We start from the raw sequence: 1156 nt of genomic DNA on the forward strand, positions 1-1156 counted from the left end.
ACGGTCAGCCGGGCCAACGCCTCGGCGCCGATGTCCAGCGTGGCGGCCAGCAGTAGCAAAGCCCGGTCGCGTAGGCCGGGCAAATCGGGGCCACAACGTCGCGCGGCGGCCAGCAGCGAAGCCACATCGACCCGGGCCCCGGTCCGGCGCACCCGCGTAGCGGGCAGGGTGACATCGAGGCCCTCGCCATTGGCGGCACACCACGCCGTCAGCGCCGCGCGATCCACCACCAGGCTCTGCCGCGGCCGCCCGGCCTTCGCCCGGGCCTCCAGCCATGCTGCTACCGCGACAGGGCCGACCGGAAAGCCGCTATCGGCTGGCTGGGTCCTGACAAAGGCGCGCCAGGAGGCCGCATAGGCCCGCGCCGTGGCCGGCGACAGGCCGGTCGGCGGCCGCGCCGCCTGCAGCAATCGGCCGGTCTCAGCCATTCCGATGGAATCCCCGGTTTTCGGCCCCGAACGCCCTGCGGGCCAGCGGCGGACAGGCGCTCGAAACGGGCAGTTCGTCCACCCTCAGCGGGAAACCGCGCCGCCTGACCCAGACCATATTAAGGCGTTTGCGTATCATACAATACGTCGTATCACGTTAACGGTTTTTTTGAGAACAAAAAAGCGCCAGATTAACCCTGAAAGGCACGGTTTCCCGGACTTTCTGCCTGCTCCCTGCCCCGCCAGGCAAAATCCGACCGATCAAAAACCTACTTCCGATAAGTTATCTTGTCGGAAGTAGATGAAAAATTCCAAAATGCCTGTGTCGAAATATCCTTAAATAAGGAGAATGCCAAATTTGCCGCGATCTTCTCCGATTAAGGTTCTCCTTAATCAAAAGAAAAATGATCCTTATTAATGCGAAAAAGTACCCTTAATTCGGTTACGCATCACCAATGCCTCCAGTCGACAGCGTCCCCCGTCCGCTATGCCTGGATGAAGCCACTGCAAAAAACTCTCCGGACTGAAGGTAATTCCCCCGGACAGGCCCACAAACTGCCTCTGACACCAGCCACGCTCGATAACCTTCCCACCATTCCCCTGCGGGTGGTAGCGGACAAGGGCTACGCGTCGAACGCTTTTCGTGAACGGATATGGGACATGGGAGCCCGATCGGCCATTCCTGCGAAACGACGGGATGGGTCAGTCGCCTGCCCAAAGTGGGCCTA

Annotated in this window: 1 pseudogene; it reads right to left on the minus strand. The window is 61.1% G+C overall.

The annotated features are described in order from the left end of the window. Nucleotides 1-428: pseudogene (locus B7449_RS22380) on the minus strand (transposase); the annotation flags it as partial. Nucleotides 429-1156 lie beyond the last annotated feature (728 nt).

The organism is Komagataeibacter intermedius TF2 (genome assembly GCF_000964425.1).
Lineage (GTDB): Bacteria > Pseudomonadota > Alphaproteobacteria > Acetobacterales > Acetobacteraceae > Komagataeibacter > Komagataeibacter intermedius.